Below are 15,732 nucleotides of genomic sequence, written 5' to 3' on the forward strand. Positions count from 1 at the left end.
TTCAGGTCCGCATGACCCCCAGGACCTGGACCGCTTCCTCGACCTCTTCCTCGTAGGTGAGCGGCGTCGATGACGCCAGCCTGTCTCGCCGGAGCGTAATGCAGGCTGCCAGGCAGGCGATCAGAAGGGCACAAGCGATGCTCCACCGCAGTGGCGCGGCCAGCAGCCACAGCTCCAGCCGCGCCGTCCACCAGGCGTACGCCGTCAGGGCGAGCGCATAGACCGGCCACAGGTACTTCACGTTCGCCTTGCCCGGCACGTAGCTGCAGGCGAAAGGCATCTTGTGGAAGCCGCACAACAGCAGTTCTGTCAGGCAGGCGGACATCAGCAGCCAGAAGGCGGTATGTTGCAACGCCGCTGCGGGTCCCCACCACGCGGCGTAGACGGGAAGCGTCACGCCGACGATCGGCAGTGCGCCGAGCAGCCACATCGCTTTCCGCGACCCGTTCAGGTAGGCCGCCTTGTCGTCGATCTCGGTCATGACGAAGACCCGGTTCGCACGGATCTGGGTCGGGATCGCGAACAGCACCCGCAGCGCCACGAGCACGAAGAACGAGAGCACGAGGGGAATCGATAGCAGCCGCGCCGACGGTCTCGAAAGCGACTCGCTCAGGGCGTTCTCGGCGACGCCCGTGATCGGGCTCAGGAACGAGCCGACGACGAACGCCAGTCCGACGCCGACGTAGGCCGCGACGAGCAGCCGATGGCGGCGGCTGCGGGTCAGGCTCCGTGCGGCGAACGCCACGATGCCCTGCTCCACCGGATGTCGCAGGATGGTCGCGCTCGCTACGCGACTTGCCGCGCGCAAGACGAGACCGGCCGGTCGCGCAACGTCCGGCGGCGTTTCCAGCGCGTGCCTGACGACCCGTCGAAAGACGGCGCCGTAGGCGAGTGTCGCGATCGTGAGCGTGACGACGAGCGCTAGCAGGCCTGCGACAGCCAGACCTCGAAACGCTTCCGGGTCGAAGCCCCAGATGATCTCGTAGACCCCGAGGAACCACACGGGCGGCAACCAGATCCCGGCGCGGCTGCTCGTCAGCCCGACGAACGCGTACGGGCCGTCCGCCGCGGCCAGTGCCTCGCTCGTCGCCCCGGGGTCGATGGCGGCCAGCCTGACCAGCAGCCCCGGCGCGAAGACGAGCCATTCGATCAGGACGATGACGAACAGCAATTGCGCGAGCATCGATACCCGTCGCAGCAAACGCACGGGAAGGACGAGGGCGAGGCACGCCTGCAACGCGGCCAGGGCGAGGAACACCAGCAGGCCCGCGGAAACCGTCGCCATGAAGTGCGCCACCGGGTAGCGCAGGAACGCCTCGAGCGGAAGGTAGTTTCCGGCGACGAAGGAGAAGATCACCGTGCCCGGCAGGTTCACCACGATCGCGAAGCCGACCACGACGGCGATCAGCGCCGAGAGCCTTGCGAACACGAGCGTGCGCGTGCGTATCGGCAGGCTGCCGGCCACGATCGCGTCGCGGCGGTCGGGGAAGAGCTTGTCCCACACCAGCACCGTGACGAACCCGACGGCGGCCATCGAGTAGCCGATGAAGTAGAGCTTCTGCGGCACCGCTCTGAGCGCCAGCTCCTCGTCGGTCATCCACGAGCCGTAGGACAGGGAGACGAACAGGGCGAAGATCGCCGGGGGAATCATGAACACGGCGGCCAGCCAGAGCGCCGACTGGCGCAGGTCGACCGTTTCGGGGACGAGGTCGTTCTCGAACAGCCCGCCCAGGAAGGTCCGGAACAGGAGCCGGAACTGCGCTCGCTCATCGTCGACCCCGGTGCCGCGGCCCCTGCCCGTCACAGCTTCATCGCCTCCACCAGCCCGCCCGCCACCTGTTCGGCGTCGTCCTGCCCCGCGAGTTGCGTGAACACCCCTTCGAGCGACGGCTGGCGCATCAGCGCCCGCAGCCGTTCGACGCGATCCGCCGCGGCCACCCGCCCCTCCCGCAGGATGACGACCGACGAGCAGATCTGCTCGACCATCTCGAGGATGTGCGAGCTGTAGATGACGATCTTGCCGCGGGCCGCCAGCGCCCGAATGAGCTGCTTCAGGACGAGCGTCGCGCCGACGTCGAGACCGGAGGACGGCTCGTCGAGAATGACGATCTCCGGATCGTGCAGCAGCCCGGCCGCGATCAGGATTTTCTGGCGCATGCCCTTCGAGTAGGCCGAGAGCCGGGCGTGCCGGTCGTCGTAGATGTCGAAGAGCCGGAGGAACCGGTCGATCTTCTCGTCGAGCACACTGGCTTCCATCTGCCGGAGCCGTCCGACGAGCGTCAGGTACTCGGGACCGGTCAGGTACGAATAGAGGTCGGGTGTTTCCGGCACGTACCCGATCCGGCGCCGGTGCCCGAGGAGATCGTTCCGGATGTCCTCGCCGTGGACGCGGATCTCGCCGTCCGTCGGCTCGAGGAGCCCCGCGACCATGTTGACCGTCGTCGACTTGCCGGAACCGTTCGGGCCCAGGTAGCCGAGCACGTCGCCGGGGCGGACCGAGAAGCTGACGTCGCGGACCGCGGCCAGCGCGCCGTAGTACTTGGTGACGCTCACCACATCGAGCATGCGACTCTCCTTCGGGCGCGTCACTCCCGCAACATCGCCCCCACATCGAGCCGGCCGACACGCGCCGCCGGACCGATACAGGCCACGACCGACACACCGAGGATCAGCGAGCAGACGGCGACGACGATCCACGGGTCGGCCAGGCCGATCTCGAACAGCTCCAGGCTCAGGGCGCGACTCGCCGCGATGGCAAGGAGCGCGCCGGCGCACAGGCCGGCCAGCACGCACGCCAGGGTCGAGCGCAGCAGCTCGGCGAGAACCCGGCTCCGCCTCGCACCGAGCGCCTGGCGCAGCGCGAGCTCGCGCAGTCGGCGATTCGCAGTATCGCTCACCATCCCGAAGACGCCGAGCGCCGCCAGCAGCGCGGACCCCACTCCGAACGGGAGCAACAACGCGCTCTGGAACCGCTCCCGCGACAGCGCGCGCTCGACGAGCTCCGCCGTGGTGAGGTCGGCGCTCATCGGTTGTTCCGGGTCCACCTCGGCGAGCGCGCGGCGCAGGACTGCCCGTGCCGCGGCGGGGCCGGCGGTCGTGCGGACCACGACGTACCGCAACGGAATGGCCGTCTGCGTGTAGGGCAGGAACACGTCGCCTACTTCCGCGTTCGCTCCCAGTCGTGCAATCACGTCCCGAAAGAACCGCCGCCGGGCGGCCGCGTCGGGGTAGCGCACGCGGCTCGGGTTCACGAAGGCGGTCAGTACGCTCTCGCGGTCGAAGCCCAGGTCGGCGCGGTGCAGATTGAGGAAGCTCACGGTGAGTGCCCCGGCGACGATCAGCAGCGCTGCCGTCCCGGCCACCTCGACGGTGAGCAGCGCGCTGCCGAATCGCGCGGCGCGGGTCGAGCCGCCGACGCCGGCCGCCCTGCCGCGGAGGAGCGCTTCGATGGACGGGGCCCCGACCGCCATCAAGGGGACGCACCCGATCGCGAGGGTGACCGCCACGAGACACGCTGCGGCGAACAGGAGTGACCGGCCGTCGATCGACGCGGAGGCGATCCGGGCGATGCCGTCCGGCGCGAGCGCGACCACCGCGTCGAGGATCGCGACCGCCAGGCCGATCCCGACGATGGCGCCCAGGGTCGCGAGGACCAGCCCCTCGGCCGCGAACTGCCGCAGGAGATCGCGGTTCGAGGCGCCGAGGCCGAGACGTAGCGCCACCTCGCCGCCGCGGCGGGCCGCGCCCGTCGCCAGCAGCCCGCTCAGGTTGACGATCGCGACGAGCAGCAACACGACCGCGCCGGCGAACAGCAGCGCCGCGATGACCCGCGCGTTTCCCAGTATGTGCTCCCGCAGCGGCGTGAGCGCCGCCGCCTGATCCTCGACGTTCGAGCCCGCACGCTGTGCCTGCTGTCGCGACACGATCCCGTCGAGCTCGGCGGCCGCCTGTCCGCGCGACACGCCCGGGCGCAGTCGCCCGATCACTTGCAGGAACACCGTCCGGTTGGTGGCCAGTCCGGGCCGCGTGCCGAGCGCCGTGAAGACGTCGACGCCCTGCGGAAAGACGAGCCCGGCCGGGAGAATGCCGATCACGGTGAAGTCGACGCCGGTGAGCGTCAGGCCGGATCCGATCGCCTCGGGGTCCGCGCCGAGGATGTTCGTCCAGAACGCGTGCGTGAGCACTACCGTCGGCTGGGCTCCCTCCCGGTCGTCCGTCGCCGTGAAGGTGCGTCCGAGCATCGGCCGCACGCCGAGCACGTCGAAGAACTCGCCGGTGACTCGTGCGCTCTCGATGGCGACCGGGTCGCCGCGGCCGGTCAGGACGTAGCTGTACCCGTAGACGGTGGTCGGCAGGGCGGCGAGTCCCTCGAAGCTCGTCGATTGCGCCCGCCACTCCAGGAACTCTGGGTAGGAGAGCTCGATGAACCGCGTAGGGTCGTTGCGGCTGGTTTTCCAGCCGGCCACGAGGCGCTCCTCCTGCGGAAACGGAAGGGGCTGGAGCACGACGGTGTCCAGGACCCCGAACATGGCGGTGCTCGCGCCGATGCCCAGGGCCAGTGTGACGACAGCGAGAATCGGGACGCGGGAATGCGCCCCCTTGAACTGGCGGCGCAGGGCGTACCGGACTTCGCGTCCGAGGTCCTCGATCCACCGTGTGCCGCGGGCGTCGCGGCACAGCTCCTTGATCTGGTCCAGCCCGCCGAACTCCAGCCGGGCGAGTCTGCGCGCCTCACTCGCGGACATGCCGGCCCGGATGTGGTCGGCCACCTGCCGCGCGACGTGGTCGCGCAACTCGGCGTCGAGCTCGTCCTCCGCCCGATTACGATGGAGCAGCCGCGGCAGCGCCTGCCGCCAGCTCACCGCGCGCCTCCGCTCGCGGCGCCGAGAATCAACCCGACCGCCTCTGCCAGCCGGGCCCAGCTTTCGGTCTCCGCTTGCAACTGCGCGCGGCCCTTCGGCGTCAGCCGATAGAACTTCGCGTCGCGGCCGGTGTCCGACGGCTTCCACTCCGCGGTCAGCAATCCCCGCCGTTCCAGCCGGTGGAGCGCGGGATAGAGCGAGCCCTGCGGTACCTGGAGCACGTCGCGCGAGACCTGCTTGATGCGCTGGGCGATGCCGTAGCCGTGTATCGGGCCGGAGGCCGCCACCTGCAGCACCAGCAGGTCTAGCGTGCCCTGCGGCAGATCCGTCCTGGGTATGGTCATCCGGATACCTCTGTCTTCTACATGTACAGGATCACATGTAGAAGGTCAAGGTATTTGGAGGTCGTCGAGAATTCGTGCTCCCGCGATGGCGCGCACGTGTGCTGCCAGCGGAAAGCTGTGGTCGCCGGCGTGGATCACGTCGAGTCGACTCAACCCGAGGTCGTCCATCGCCGAACGCATGGAGCGGGTCAAGGTGGGCGAGCTCGTGCGCTTGATCTCGAAGCCGCGCAACCGGGAGCCGCGCTGCACGACCAGGTCGATCTCCGGCCCGGAATGCGTGGCCCAGTAGTGGCACTGCCGTGCTTCCAGGCCGAGCGCAAGAATCAGGTTCTCGATGATGAAACCCTCCCAGGACGCGCCGATCTTGGGGTGGCGTTCGAGTTCCGCCCGGGTGGTCAGACCCAGGAAGTGGTGCAGGAGCCCGGTGTCGCGAATGTAGATCTTGGGAGACTTGACCTGCCGTTTCTTCAGGTTCGCGCTCCAGGGTTTCAGGCTCCGCAGCATGTAGGTCGACTCGAGGGCATCGAGATACCGGCGCACGGCGTGATGCGAGACGCCGAAGGCCCGGCCGAGTTCCGATCCGTTCCACACCTGCGCGTGGTAGTGCGCAAGCATCGACCAGAAGCGTTCGAGGACCGCGCTCGGAATGGCTATGCCGAGCTGCGGCACGTCGCGCTCGAGAAACGTGCGGATGAAATCGCCCCGCCAGCGATAGCTGTCGGCGTGGCTGCGGGCCGTGTACGACGGCGGGAATCCGCCGCGCAGCCAGAGGCGTTCGGCGTCGCGCGGGGTAACCTCGGGAAGCGTGAACCCGGGCAACTCGTAGTGGGCGACGCGTCCGGCCAGCGTCTCTGCGCTCTGCCGCAGCAGATCCGGAGAGGCGCTACCGAGCACGAGAAACCGCGCTCCGCGAGGGCGGTCCGCCAGGACCCGCAGACTCGGGAAGAGGTCGGGACGCCGCTGGACCTCGTCGATGACAACGAGACCCCGGAGCGGCGACAGGGTGAGCAGCGGATCAGAGAGCCGCGCCACATCGGCCGACGACTCGAGATCGAAAATGTGGGTCGGTCCCTTCCGGCGCCTTGCGATCTCGCGCGCCAAGGTCGTCTTGCCGACTTGACGCGCCCCGAGAAGGGCGACGACCCGCGCGCGCGTCAGGAGACGTTCGAGGGCCGTGCGATGCCCGTTGCGAGGGATCATCGCCAGCCAATTTAGCATGAAAATTGGATGCTTGGAATCCAATTTTCACAATAGAGTGCGTCCACACACCCGCGCGTGCGGGCGGTCGCCGCGGCCGCAGCCCGTCGAGCCGGTGGGGCCGTGAGCGGAACCTCTACCGCCGCCGGTCGAGGTCCCCACCCGTCGTCCCCACGGTTCCTCAGGGCGACGGCAGCAGGAAGTTGATGGTCACCGTCATCAGCACGGAGACGGGCGCACCGTCGACCAGCGTGGGCTCGTACCGCCACTGCTCGACAGCGGCGGTCGCCGCCTCTTCGAGCTCCGGCACGGAACGCAGCACCTCGATGTTACCCACCACGCCCGTCGGGTCGATGGTCGCTTCCAGGACTACCAGGCCCTGAACGCCGGCTTCCCGGGCCGCGGGGGGATAGACCGGCGGGACATCGTGGATCTTCGCGGGCGGCGGGACCCCGTCGCCGATCCGGATCGGCTCGTCCGGGCGGTCGGCGGGTTGGTCGGGATCGTCGAGCACAGTGCGCAGCTCGTCGAGCACACTCTGCAACTGTTCCTGGAGGGCGGCGGCCCGCTCGACGAGCGCCGCGATGCGCTCGCTCGACGGTTCGCTCGGCGGCTGCTGCCCGACCGCGCTGGCGGTCGTTTCGGCGAGCGGGCCGGTCGTGGCGGGCGCCGTTCCGGTCGTCCCCGACTCCGCTGCGGTCAGCGTTTGGCGACCCGCCGGCATCCGGGAGAGCACCAGCTCTTCTTCACGCTGCTCCCCCGCTTCCAGCGAGAACTGCCGGACCAACGGCTCGAAGCCCGGTGCTCTCACGGCGAGGCCGTACTCGCCCGGTCCCAGATCGAAGATCTCGAAGCGGCCGTCGTCATGGCCGCTCGGGCGCGCGAACTGCGAGGTGGTGCGGCTGATCGTGACGTCGGGATTCCGAACCAGGTTCCCGGCCCGATCGAAGAACGCATAGCTCCCCAAGCGCACCTGCCGCCCGGCGGTGCGGATGGTGAACGTGACGTCGGGATTCCGAACGACGTTACCGTCCTGGTCGACGACGGTGCCGCTGATCCGGCCCGTCTGCGCACCGACCTGCAGGCCGGCGACAAGGATCGAGGCCGGCACGAGCAGACCGAGGCTCCACAGGCGGGCGAGGCGCGTCATCGGACGCCGATTCGTATGCGAATTCAACATGGCGGACAACCTCCGTTCCAGGTGTGACGGACGCGCCATCGCCGGCGCCGGCAACCACGTCCGCCGGTGTTTCCGAGCCTCTTTCGCGAGCTCGACGAGATGCGTCGCGCAGGTGGTGGCGGGAACGCCCCGAGCCAGGACGAGGTCGTCGGCCGCGTGCTCGCTCTCGCGGCGCAGCCGGGCACGGACCACCCACGCCAGCGGGTTGAACCACCAGACGCAGCGCAGCGCTTCGGCCGCCATCTGCAGCAGCCAGTCGCCGTGGCGGGCGTGCGCCAGCTCGTGCAGCAGCACGACGCGCATCCGTTCCGCCGACCACCCGGCCGCGGCCGCCGGCAGCATGACGGCCGGCCGCCGCCATCCCCAGGTCGCCACCAGCCCCGGACGCGGGCCGAACAGCAGGTCGACGCCGCGTCGCAGGCCGCACGACCGCGCGAGGTCGGCGCACAGGCGATGCCACGGCCCGTCCGTCAAGCGGGTCGACGTCGCGCGGAGCCAGCGGAGTCGCGCCAACCCGACCAGCAGCACGCCGGCGCGCGCGATCGCGCCGGCCAGCCAGATCGTCACGGCCAACAGGCCGACGACATGGCCGCGCGCGCCGGCCGCCGCGGCGTCTCCGGAGCGACCGGATCGGAAACCCGCCTCCGACGCACCGGCGGATCCGAGCACATCGGCATCCGGCGTGAACAGGGCGTAGGGACGCAGCCCGAGCAGGTCGAAGACGGGGCCGGCGCTCCAGTCGAGCGCCCCGAGCGGCGCCACCCGCAACACCGGCGGAAACGGCAGCACGTGGAGGGCGGGCGCCACGCAAGCCGACACGACGCCGGCCGCCAGCACCCAGCGCCTCGCAGCCGCCGATCGAGTGCGCAGAAAAAGGGCGCCGATCAGCGCCAGGAGCAGGATTGCCGACACCTTGACCGTCAACGCGGCCAGCAGGCTCATGACGGTTCCTCCGGCTCGTCGCGCAACTCCCTGCTGTCCGGCCCGTCGCCTCGTGACGCGCCGGCGGGTCGACCGGCGCTTCGTTGCGCCGCGCGCGCGTCCGAGACGATCCGTGCGATCCGGTCGAGCTCCGGCTCGGTCAGATGCCTCGCCTCGCCGCCGAGCAGCGCGGCCACGGCCTGCTCGGCGGACCCGTCGAAGAACGTCTCGACCAGATGCTGCAACGCCGACCGGCGCGCGGTCCGACGAGGGGTCACCGGGCGATACACGTACCGCAACCCCTCCTCCTCGTGGCGCACGTGCCCCTTCTTCTCGAGGATGCGCAGTTGCGTGCGCACCGTCGACGAGCTCGGCTCGCCGGGAAGCTCCTCCCGGACGACGCTGGCCGGGGCGCGCCCGTGCCGGAAGAGGATGTCCATGATCTGTCGCTCGCGACGCGACAGCCGGCTGTGCCAGGGTGGCTTCATGTGCATGTGAGCGCTCTCGGTCGGTTGCTCCGGGCTCCTGCCGGCCCGGAAGGTTATTTTTATAGCACACTGGTTACTAAATTAACAACTGTTTCCTCGAGTGGGCTCAAAGGGCAGTGAGGCGAAGGCTCGGCAATTGAAGCCTAATGGGGGAGGGGAGGCCCGAATGGCCGTGGGGCCGCCTCGCGGCGTTGACCGTCGTGTCCCATCATGAATACCATCGTGTCATGAGAATTGCCATCGACGGGGCGGGTCGCATCGTCGTGCCCAAGAGTCTTCGCGAGCGCTTCAACCTGGTCGCGGGCACGGAGTTGGAGATCGAGGCCCGAGGCGAGTTCCTGCAGATCTGCCGGACGGGTGCCGAGCCTGCGCTCCTGAAGAAGAAGGGGATTCTGGTGCACCACGGCGGCGAGCGCGCGAACCTGGACGTCACGGCGTTCATCCGGGCGGAGCGCGATTCGAGGAGCCGCCGAATTCTCCCCGAGGGCGCCGGGTAGTGCGCGTTCTCTTCGATACTTCGGTCCTGGTGCCGGCGGTCGTCGACCAGTTGGCCAACCACGAGGCGGCACTCGACGCCCTCCTGAGCTACACCGCCGGCGAGCACGCGGGATATTGCTCGACGCACGCGCTCGCCGAGTGCTACGCCACCGTGACCGCCTTGCCGCTGAGGCGACGCGTCCTTCCCGTGGAAGCGAGACGGCTCGTCGAGGAGAGTCTCCTGGAGCGACTGACCGCGGTTCCGTTGACCGAGGCCGACTACGTCGAGGCGATCCGCCGCGTCAGCCACGGCGGCCTCGGCAGCGGCGTCGTCTACGACGCGCTGCACGCCTGCTGCGCGGAGAGAATCCCGGTGGACCGCATCTTCACGTACAACCTGGCGGACTTCGAGCGGCTGCGGCCGGCCGGCATCGTCGTCGCGGGCCCGTGAGCTCGTCCGAGGAAGGTGTCGCGGCCTCGGCCGGATCTGTGCGAGTCCCCCCGCGATCGTCTATCCTGACGACCGATTCGCTTCCGTAACCGCCGGCATATCGAACAGGTGCGGGCGTCGAGGTGGTCTCGTACAGCCGTGGGGTAGCCGATGTCCGACCGTCATGCACCGAGCCGAATGCGCGTTGCGATTTCGTGTGCCATCGTGTGCCTCGCGACGATCGGACTGCACGCCGAGGACTGGCCGCAGTGGCGCGGCGTCAACCGGGACGCGGTGTGGAGCGACACCGGCCTCATCGAGCGCTTCGCCGACGACGGGCTGGTCGCCAAGTGGCGGACGCCGATCCGCGGCGGCTTCGCCGGGCCGGCGGTGGCCGGCGGCCGCGTGTTCGTCCTCGACTACCAGGAGACGCCGGGAAGCCGCACCATGGACGGCCACGAACGGCTGCTGGTGCTCGACGAGGAGACCGGCGACGTGCTCTGGACGCGGGAGTGGCCGGCGACCTACCGCAACATCCACTTCAAGTTCGCCATCGGTCCGCGGGCGACCCCCACGGTGGACGGCGAGCGGGTCTACGTTCTCGGTGCGGCGGGGATGCTGTCGTGCTTCGACGTCCCGACGGGAGAGCTGATCTGGCGCGTCGACACCGTCGCCGACTACGGCGTGACCGTGCCGGTGTTCGGCGTGTCGCAGTCGCCGCTGGTCGAGGGCGGCAACCTGATCGCGCTGCTCGGCGGCGAGCCGGACGCGATGGTGGTGGCGTTCGACAAGCTGACCGGGGCCGAAGCGTGGCGCGCCATCGAGACCACCTCGGAGCCGGGTTACTCCTCGCCGATCGTGATCTCCGCGGGCGGGGTGCGCCAGTTGATCGTCTGGCACGCCGCGGCGGTGACCTCGCTCGATCCGGAGACCGGCGACACCTGGTGGCAGTACGACTTCGTGGTGCCGAGCGGGCTGACGATCGGCACGCCGGTCCGGCGCGGGCGGTACCTGCTGGTGACGCAAGTCGAGAACGGGGGCTTGATGCTGGCGCTCAACGCCGACCGCCCCGCGGCGCGCATGCTCTGGGAGGGCACCAACCCCAACCGGACCGACCGGCCGCCGCAGGGGGCGACCCTGTCGACGCCGATCGTCGCGGGGGATGCGATGTACGGCCTGAGCAGCTACGGCGAGTTCCGCGGCCTCGACGCGGCGACCGGCGAGCGGCTCTGGTCGACGGACCGGCTGACGCCGCACGAGCGGTGGGCGAACTCCTACCTCGTGCAGAACGGCGACCGCTGGTTCGTGATCAACGAGACGGGCGAGCTGGTCATCGCGCGCTTCACGCCCGCCGGGTACGAGGAAATCGACCGCACGCTGTTGCTGACGCCGACCACCCGCACCCGCGGCGGCGCCTCGGGCCGCTGGGACGACCGCGCGGTCCTGTGGTCGCACCCGGCGTTCGCCAACCGCCACGTCGTCGCGCGCAACGACGCCGAGGTGGTGCGGCTGTCGCTAGCCGCCGAGGACTACGAGTAGGCTGTCCGACCCCGAGGTACTTGTAAGTGAGTGCTCAAGATCTGGCGAACACCCTCCATCGAATGTACGAGACCGCTGTAGATGGCCAGAAGGTCACGATGATCCACTTGTTCGGGATCAAGTATTCCGACGAAATCGCAGCATGCGGTGCTTCACCATCCGAAATCGTGAGGATGGCAAGCCTCCCGCAGTCCTATGGCACGGAAGTCAACAAGGGGCGCAATCTGGCCCGCTTCGTAACCGTGAAACGCGGATGAGGTTGCTGACTGCTTTCGTCGCCTCTCTCCTGCTATCACCGGCCGCGCTCGTTGCCCAGGAGGTGGACGCCGCCCGTGACTGGTGGCAATGGGGCGGCCCGAGCCGCGACTTCCTGTACGACGTCGAGGGATTGGCCGAGACGTGGCCGGCGGAGGGGCCGCCGGTCATATGGAGCCGGTCGCTCGGAGCCGGGCACTCGGCGATCATCGCCGCCGCCGGCCGGCTGTACACGATGTACCGCGTCGCCTACGGCGAAGGCGGCAGCTCGCCCTGGGCCGGAGAGGAAGCCGTGATCGCGCTCGACGCGGCGACCGGCGAGACCCTCTGGGAGCATGCCTATCCGTCGGTCGTGCAGGACTTCGACCAGGGCGCCGGCCCGCACGCGACGCCGCTGCTGCTGGGCGACCGGCTCTTCACGATCGGGACCAACAAGGAGTTGCACGTCTTCGACGCGGCCACCGGCGAGGTTGCCTGGTCGCGCGACTTCGTGACCGACTTCGGCGCGCCCCCGCTGCTCATCCGCTCGATGATCAAGTCGGGCTACGGCGTCAGCCCGCTGCCGTACAAGGACACGATCATCGTGCAGGTGGGCGGTCCCGGCCAGGCGGTGATGGCGTTGCGGCAGGACGACGGCAGCGTGGTGTGGCGCAGCGGCAGCTTCCTGGTGTCGGAGGCGCCGCCGGGGCTCATCGACGTCGACGGCGAGCGGCACCTGGTGGTCTTCGCCGGGCAGGTCGTCGTCGGGCTCGACCCGGATACCGGCGAGATCCTGTGGGCGCATCCCCACGACGCCGGCAACGACTTCAACTTCCAGATCCCGCTCTGGAGCGACGAGGACCATATCCTCTTCCTGTCTTCCGGGTACATCGGCGGCAGCCGGGCAATCCAGCTCACGAAGGACGGGGACGTGACGCGCGTGGAGGAGCTCTGGTACGACCCGCAGCTCCGCTTCACGTTCCTGAACCCGATCCGCCTCGGTGATTTCGTCTACGGCACGAGCGGACAGGGCGCCACCGCCGTCATGACCGCGACGCGCGTCGCCACCGGCGAGACCGCGTGGCGCGAGCGCGGCTTCAGCCGGGCGAGCCTGCTGCACGCCGACGGCAAGACGCTGATCCTGGAGGAGGACGGCGACCTGAGTCTGGTCGTCCTGACGCCGGGCGGCATGACGCGGCTGGCGTCGACGCCGCTGTTCGACACGCGCTCCTGGACCGCGCCGACGCTGGTCGGAACCACCCTGTACGCGCGCGACCGCGAGAAGATCGTGGCACTCGATCTGTCGGAGTAGCACTTCGGCAACCGCCGGTGCCTGCGGGTCGTGAATTTCTCCAAGTCGCGTTGGCAAGGACGGCGAACGGTCGCCCGGTTGATGGGGTCCTCTTGGTGCCCGTTTGTCTTCCGGGCCGGCTATCGCTGCTGGTGGGTGAAGTCCTTGCAGGGCATCGCCCACGTCTCGCAAGCGCCGACCGGCTGGTCCTTGCGGTAGACGAGCCGGTTCTTCGCGACGCCCTCCGGCGTGGTGGTCGTCACGTCGATGGTGAGCCGGCTGCCGCCGTCGTCGAGCGTCATCACCTCGTGCATCCGCATGCCGCCCCGCGTGCCCTCCGCTATCAGCCGCTTGCCGTCCCACCGCGAGGCGGCGCGCATCGTCGTGTCGCGCCCGACCGGGATCGTGCCTTCCTGTCCGGGCGTGTAGTGCCACGCCTTCAGACCATTGGTCTCGGTGCCGATGACCACCGTGTCGTTGGCCGCGTGGGTGATGAAGAGCCGGTCGATGGACGCGCCGCCCCGGCCGCCGCTGAACGCGGGTGGGGTGATGTCGCTGGCTTCGCGATCGAGCGTCCAGAAGCCGGAGAAGTTCGGAGTCTGGGCGTGGGCCGTCGCGCCGGACAGCACGAGGAACAGGGCGAGCACGAGGCGCATGGTTGGCATGGGGCGGTACACTATCCGAACCTGCCGATCACAGGTCACGCGCCGCGTCCTCATCTTCCGGCGAGGTCCATTCACTCATGGTTCCGGCAGGACCCTGCAGATAGTCGTCCCTGGGAATGTCGAAGCCGACTGAACGCATCAGCTCGAGGGCGTTGCCCTTGCCGACCACGCCGGCCCGCAGCGTGTAGTCGAAGCGGAGCTTTCCATTCGTGAAGTGGTCCGTGAAGTGCACGTTCTCGGCGCGCGGGCCGAGCGCGTCGGTGATCGCCGTCAATGCCAGGTCGTGCGTCGTCACCAGGCCGACCGCGCCCCGCTCGACGAGGCTCCTGACGACCGCATCGGCGCCGATCCGCCGATCGTGCGAGTTCGTGCCGTGCAGGCATTCGTCGATCAGGAAGAGGACGGGCAGGGCGTCGGGCGGCGCATCGGGTGCCGCGTCATCCCGGCTCGACGGGTTGTCCGGGCTCGGCGCCGGCAGGGAGGTCCTGGCCAGGATGGCCCGCAGCCGGACGATTTCCGCGTGGAAGCGAGAGCTGCCGTCCTGCAGCGAGTCGAGGATGCGGATGGACGCGCCGACCGCGAGGGGCGACATCCGCAGCCGGCGGGCCCGCACCGGTGCGCCGGCCTGGGCGAGAACCGTGTTGACGCCGATGGCGCGGAGCAGCGTGCTCTTGCCCGACATGTTCGAGCCGCTCAGGACGAGCACCTGCGGCCGGCCGTCCAGCAGGACGTCGTTGGCGACCGCCTTCGCGTTCAGCAGGGGATGCGCGATGTCCTCCGCCTCGAAGCGCGGCGCCCCGTCCGCCAGCTCCGGCCAGACGTCGCCGGGTCGTTCGAATCGATATCCGGCCAGCGACACCAGGGCCTCCATCTCGCCGACGGTGTCGAGCCACGTGCCCAACTTCGGGCCGGAGGCGAGGCGCCAGCGCTCGACCGCGTGCGCGAGGTGCACGTCCCAGACCACGAAGAACCCGAACAGCAGGGCGAAGGCGTTGTGGCGCGAATCGACCTGCTCCATCAGACGGGTCAGCCGGGCGACCTGCCGCGACGGAGGCTCTCCCGCCACGTCGAGCCGGGCGCGAAGCGCGGCGAGGCGCGGCGCGCGGAAGCGTTCGGTCTCGAGCCGCGCGAGCAAGCCGCCGAGCAACGCGACGTGCCTTGCCGCGCTGTCGATCCCTTTGAAGACCTGTGCCGCGGCCGGCTGGATGCGCAACTGCACGAACGCCACCCCGACCACGGCGGCGACGAAGTACCAGCCGAGCAGCGACTGGACGCCGGCCGAGAGATCGAGGGAGCGCCCCGCCGCCAGCGCGTAGGCGAAGCCGGCGGCGAGGGCCAGCGTCCCGGCCACCGATGCGACGCGCCCCGCCGCCAGAAGCGCCGGCGAATCGAAGGCGGGCGGCGCCGCGCCCCAGGCGGCCAGAGCCCGTGCGTCGACGGCGGCCCGCGCGTCGTCGCCCAGCACCGCCAGGTCCTCCCGCAGGTCCAGGTTGGGTGTGAGCTCCTCGACCGCGGCCTGCCTCGCGCGCACGACGGCGGGCGCGGCGGGGGAGAGCAGCCAGTCGGCCAGCGTCGCCATTCCGCGGCGCGTTCGCGCGGCGCAGAGGCGCTGGAACAGCGAGCCGTCGCCGAACAGGTCGAGGTCGGCCGCGTACAGGTGCTTCGGGTCGGCGAACCCGTCCCCGCGCTCGCCGGTCCCGGCCCAGGCGTCGTCCAGCCGATCGAGGCCGCGGTCGTAGAACCCGATGGCCCGTTCCAGGCGGCTGCGCTCGGTCTCGATCCGGTCGAGGCGAAACCCGAGCCAGACGACGCCGGCCACCGGCGCCAGCAGCCACCAGGCGGAGTATCCCGCCCCGCCGACGATGCCGATCCCCAGCACCGCGGCGATGCCCACCAGGAGCAACCGGACGTTGCCGATGGCGTGGTGCCGCCGCTCGGCGGCCGCGTGCGCCGTCCGGCGAGCCGCCCGCCGTTCCTGGTAGACGGTACGAGGATCCTGTTCGGTTGGCCGTGAGGCAGGCGTCCGTTCTTTCATGAAGGTAACCCGTCGTCCCGCCGCAGTTCGTCGAGGGCTGCTGTCTTCCTTACGTGGATCGTCTTTCCC

13 protein-coding genes are annotated in these 15,732 nt (G+C 69.8%); 4 read left to right on the forward strand and 9 right to left on the reverse strand.

Going from position 1 to position 15,732, the window contains the following annotated elements:
- Position 1: 1 nt before the first annotated feature.
- The 7 genes from F4X11_11505 to F4X11_11535 all read right to left on the reverse strand — a co-directional run bounded on the left by F4X11_11505 (position 2) and on the right by F4X11_11535 (position 8,992).
- Positions 2-1,804: a hypothetical protein gene (locus tag F4X11_11505; protein ID MYN65639.1), complete on the reverse strand. Its 1,803-nt coding sequence runs from the start codon at positions 1,802-1,804 to the stop codon at positions 2-4.
- Entirely contained in the window at positions 1,801-2,565 is a 765-nt protein-coding gene (locus tag F4X11_11510) for an ABC transporter ATP-binding protein (GenBank protein ID MYN65640.1), read from the reverse strand. The genes F4X11_11505 and F4X11_11510 overlap by 4 nt, the downstream gene beginning before the upstream one ends.
- Positions 2,566-2,585: 20 nt before the next feature.
- Complete coding sequence (locus F4X11_11515) at positions 2,586-4,862, reverse strand: FtsX-like permease family protein (protein MYN65641.1); 2,277 nt, start codon at positions 4,860-4,862, stop codon at positions 2,586-2,588.
- Positions 4,859-5,206 carry a PadR family transcriptional regulator gene (locus F4X11_11520; protein MYN65642.1) on the reverse strand — a complete coding sequence of 116 codons (348 nt, stop codon included), beginning with the start codon at positions 5,204-5,206 and terminating at the stop codon, positions 4,859-4,861. Before F4X11_11520 ends, F4X11_11515 begins: the two co-directional genes overlap by 4 nt.
- 45 nt (positions 5,207-5,251) lie before the next feature.
- Positions 5,252-6,406, reverse strand: a complete 1,155-nt coding sequence (locus tag F4X11_11525) for an ATP-binding protein (GenBank protein ID MYN65643.1) — start codon at positions 6,404-6,406, stop codon at positions 5,252-5,254.
- A 178-nt stretch (positions 6,407-6,584) separates the two neighbouring features.
- A complete protein-coding gene (locus F4X11_11530) occupies positions 6,585-8,525 on the reverse strand; it encodes a TonB family protein (GenBank protein ID MYN65644.1) in 1,941 nt (646 codons plus the stop codon).
- A complete protein-coding gene (locus F4X11_11535; GenBank protein ID MYN65645.1) occupies positions 8,522-8,992 on the reverse strand; it encodes a BlaI/MecI/CopY family transcriptional regulator in 471 nt (156 codons plus the stop codon). The genes F4X11_11530 and F4X11_11535 overlap by 4 nt, the downstream gene beginning before the upstream one ends.
- A gap of 214 nt (positions 8,993-9,206) precedes the next feature.
- Here F4X11_11535 and F4X11_11540 point away from each other — a divergent pair, with 214 nt between their 5' ends.
- The 4 genes from F4X11_11540 to F4X11_11555 all read left to right on the forward strand — a co-directional run bounded on the left by F4X11_11540 (position 9,207) and on the right by F4X11_11555 (position 12,984).
- Positions 9,207-9,920, forward strand: coding sequence for a type II toxin-antitoxin system VapC family toxin (locus F4X11_11540; protein MYN65646.1), 714 nt, complete (start codon positions 9,207-9,209; stop codon positions 9,918-9,920).
- Positions 9,921-10,070: 150 nt separating this feature from the next.
- On the forward strand, positions 10,071-11,438 hold the full coding sequence (locus F4X11_11545; protein ID MYN65647.1) for a PQQ-binding-like beta-propeller repeat protein: 1,368 nt from the start codon (positions 10,071-10,073) through the stop codon (positions 11,436-11,438).
- A 26-nt stretch (positions 11,439-11,464) separates the two neighbouring features.
- Entirely contained in the window at positions 11,465-11,695 is a 231-nt protein-coding gene (locus tag F4X11_11550; GenBank protein MYN65648.1) for a hypothetical protein, read from the forward strand.
- Positions 11,581-12,984 carry a PQQ-binding-like beta-propeller repeat protein gene (locus F4X11_11555; GenBank protein ID MYN65649.1) on the forward strand — a complete coding sequence of 468 codons (1,404 nt, stop codon included), beginning with the start codon at positions 11,581-11,583 and terminating at the stop codon, positions 12,982-12,984. The genes F4X11_11550 and F4X11_11555 overlap by 115 nt, the downstream gene beginning before the upstream one ends.
- 119 nt (positions 12,985-13,103) lie before the next feature.
- Here F4X11_11555 and F4X11_11560 read toward each other — a convergent pair whose 3' ends face one another.
- On the reverse strand, positions 13,104-13,628 hold the full coding sequence (locus tag F4X11_11560) for a hypothetical protein (protein MYN65650.1): 525 nt from the start codon (positions 13,626-13,628) through the stop codon (positions 13,104-13,106).
- A gap of 28 nt (positions 13,629-13,656) precedes the next feature.
- Positions 13,657-15,663 (reverse strand): DNA mismatch repair protein MutS, encoded by a 2,007-nt coding sequence (locus F4X11_11565; protein MYN65651.1) that lies wholly within the window; start codon positions 15,661-15,663, stop codon positions 13,657-13,659.
- Positions 15,664-15,732 lie beyond the last annotated feature (69 nt).

This window comes from Acidobacteriota bacterium, assembly GCA_009861545.1.
Lineage (GTDB): Bacteria > Acidobacteriota > Vicinamibacteria > Vicinamibacterales > UBA8438 > WTFV01.

What these genes read in the sequence shown, in the direction of transcription:
- F4X11_11530 (MYN65644.1), bottom strand. Translation starts at nt 8,525, where the DNA reads ATGAGCCTGCTGGCCGCGTTGACGGTCAAGGTGTCGGCAATCCTGCTC.
- F4X11_11560 (MYN65650.1), bottom strand. Translation starts at nt 13,628, where the DNA reads ATGCCAACCATGCGCCTCGTGCTCGCCCTGTTCCTCGTGCTGTCCGGC.
- F4X11_11535 (MYN65645.1), bottom strand. Translation starts at nt 8,992, where the DNA reads ATGAAGCCACCCTGGCACAGCCGGCTGTCGCGTCGCGAGCGACAGATC.
- F4X11_11520 (MYN65642.1), bottom strand. Translation starts at nt 5,206, where the DNA reads ATGACCATACCCAGGACGGATCTGCCGCAGGGCACGCTAGACCTGCTG.
- F4X11_11510 (MYN65640.1), bottom strand. Translation starts at nt 2,565, where the DNA reads ATGCTCGATGTGGTGAGCGTCACCAAGTACTACGGCGCGCTGGCCGCG.
- F4X11_11555 (MYN65649.1), top strand. Translation starts at nt 11,581, where the DNA reads ATGCGGTGCTTCACCATCCGAAATCGTGAGGATGGCAAGCCTCCCGCA.
- F4X11_11545 (MYN65647.1), top strand. Translation starts at nt 10,071, where the DNA reads ATGTCCGACCGTCATGCACCGAGCCGAATGCGCGTTGCGATTTCGTGT.
- F4X11_11525 (MYN65643.1), bottom strand. Translation starts at nt 6,406, where the DNA reads ATGATCCCTCGCAACGGGCATCGCACGGCCCTCGAACGTCTCCTGACG.
- F4X11_11565 (MYN65651.1), bottom strand. Translation starts at nt 15,663, where the DNA reads ATGAAAGAACGGACGCCTGCCTCACGGCCAACCGAACAGGATCCTCGT.